Source organism: Stenotrophomonas sp. 2YAF22 (assembly GCF_052114665.1).
GTDB classification, from domain to species: Bacteria; Pseudomonadota; Gammaproteobacteria; order Xanthomonadales; family Xanthomonadaceae; genus Stenotrophomonas; species Stenotrophomonas indicatrix.
In genome coordinates, this window is sequence record NZ_JBFRFE010000590.1 from 1 (window position 1) to 2752 (window position 2752).

General features: G+C 56.9%; 1 protein-coding gene. It reads left to right on the plus strand.

The genetic code is table 11. From position 1 onward, the window contains the following. Positions 1–241: 241 nt before the first annotated feature. A partial coding sequence (locus AB4Y84_RS18595; protein WP_442250629.1) for a DUF6531 domain-containing protein occupies positions 242–2752 on the plus strand: 2511 nt, incomplete at its 3' end.

The following is a 2752-nucleotide window of genomic DNA, read 5'->3' on the forward strand; positions in this document are numbered from 1 at the left end:
TGCTCCAACATGCTGTCCCGCTCGCGCCGAGTCCTGGTAGGCCTTCGCGCCAAGGAGGGTCGCGTCCGCACGGAATCAACTGTGAGCAGTCGCACATATAAGATTTGCTCGCTTGCCGTATCATCCGTCAGCTCCGCCAGAAAGGTGCGGAAGATTTTTCGTTCCGAGCATTAGGGATTGATATCGGAATTCGCCCTTTGGCCGGATTTTACCAACTACAGTTCACATGGAGTGTGCACCAATGGCATTGGTCAGGGCTATACGCGGCCGGGTCACCGCGACGGCTGTCATCTTCTGTTTCACGCTGGCGGTGGCGCAAACTGCCAATGCAGCCACGTATTATGGCCCCCCTTATAAAGTTCAGTCGTTTCGAGGGGTTGGCTCTTTCGAGAGCGTGGGTGCTGCTGTCAACTTCCTCGTCCAGAAGATCAAGGCCCCTTGCCAGCAGGACCCAAAGTGTACCAAGCCGCCTGTCGTCACGGTGAGGTATGGCACTGATGGTTGGGCTGCAACGATCTTTGTAAATGGGAAGTCTAGCGATAACGTATTTGCTTCCGAGATATCTATCGGACAGCCCCAGAAGAATCTTGGCGGCTGTCAGAAGCGATGTTCTGCGGGGCTTGGCTCGGCCACAGACGGGACGGGCGCGCGAGGTTCTGCCGACAGCAGCGCCTACGCCAATGCTCGCGATCCTGGTAGCCCCTTTGAGGGAGACCCGATTAACACCTCGACAGGAAACTTCTATAGGCAGGAAACTGACTATGAATCTCCCTCTGGGCTGATGTTCCGGCGATTCTACAACAGCTCAGTACGCGCCCCGGGCTCTTCATTGGGTCCGCAGTGGCGCCACCTATTTGATCGGCGCCTGGAAATTCTGGCATCAAATACCGGCGCAGCCGGAGAGCGGACCTTCATTCGAGCTACCAGGCCGGACGGTGCCTCGGAACTTTTTACGCGCACGGAAAGTGCCTGGACTGTCGACTCCGACGTCGCCGACGTGTTAGTTGACCGCGAGGCAGGCGCCGGTTACGCACTGCAGTTGGCCGCCAACGGGCAAACCGAGATTTACGATTCAGCTGGGCTGCTGCAGGAGGTCTATGATGCCTCGGGGCAGCGGACGCTGGTACTGGGGTATTCGGGCGCAGTGACGCCTACGGAAGCTGCACCAGGTCCGGACATGCTGTTGAGCGTTGCGGACTCGAGTGGGCGTTCACTCAGATTTTCATACAACTCGGCGTCTCAATTGACCAAGGTTTTACTGCCCGACGGCGGAGTCCAGGCGTTCACGTACAACGTATCAGGCCAACTCGCCTCGGTAACTTATCCAGATTTCACTGTCAAAGGTTACATCTACAATGAGCCCGCCAACAGCCCGGCCGCGGCTGGCACATCGTTCTTGACAGGCATCGTAGATGAGAAGGGCGCCCGTTACGAGACGATCAAATACAACTACAATAATCGTGCATATCACGCAGAGTTCGCTGGCGGAGTTGACACGACGACGCTGGACTATGCTGCCTCCACATGGAAGGGCACGCTGCCGGTGACGGTAAAAGGACCGTTGGGGGCGGCATCCAGGCTTGGATTTGTGGACACTGGCAAAGGCCGCCTAATGCCTGCTGGTGGATCGGCGGCCTGCGGCAACCAGTGCAACCAACCCTATAAGGCCATGACCTACGATGCCAATGGGTATCCAGCCTCGGTCACTGACTTCAAAGGCAGCATCACGCGTACAGTGTATGGGCCAAACGGCCTGCTTGCAGAGCAGGTTGAAGCCGCAGGGACGTCGCAGCAGCGAACCACGACGACCACTTGGGATGCCACATTGCGAGCACCCCTCAATCGAGTTGTAATGGACGCGGAGGGTGCCACTGTTTCCAGCACCTCGTGGAAGTACAACGCCGTCGGCCTTGAGGTTGCGCGATGCGAAGTTGATCCAACGATTCCGGCAGCAGCTGGATACGCATGCGGAAGCATGATCAACGCCCCGGAAGGGACTCGCCAGTGGGCGACCAGCTATTGCACTAGTGTAGATTCCAGCCGGTGCCCGCAGTTGGGACTTGTGCTTACGGAAGACGGTCCCAGAACCGATGTTCAGGATGTCACCGTATACAGCTACTACCAGTCCACTGATGAGTCTGGATGCGGAACTGTCGGTGGCGCATGTCATCGTGTCGGCGATCTATATCAGGCCACGAATGCGCTGGGCCAAAAGACGACGTGGCTGACCTATGATCGCAACGGGCGAGCTACCAGGCTTAGGGACGGTTCCGGCAAAATTCATGACTTGAGCTATACGCCTCGAGGCAAATTGACGTCGCTCACAGAGCGCGCTGCTCAGGATGGCTCGACCTCACCTCAAGACAGTGTCACCACGATCACTTTTGATTCAGCGGAAAATGTCACATCTATTGTCGATCCCGATGGGGCAGCGCTGAATTACAGTTACGACGACGCGCATCGCCTGATAAGAATTAATGACGGGGAAGGCAATAGCATTCATTATGTGCTTGACGCCGCCGGAAATAGAATCAAGGAGGACGTCGTCGATTCCGGCGGCACAATGAAGCGCTCGCTTTCCCGTGCCTATAACCCATTGGGCCAGCTTCTTAGCCAAAAGACCGCAGGTGGCGACGCCACCGACATTGGCTATGATGTGGTCGGCAATGCTCAGCTGATCACTGACGCACTCAAACGCAAGATGCAGGCTACTTACGACCCGCGGAATCGCGTCAGCCAGACAGTTCAGGAC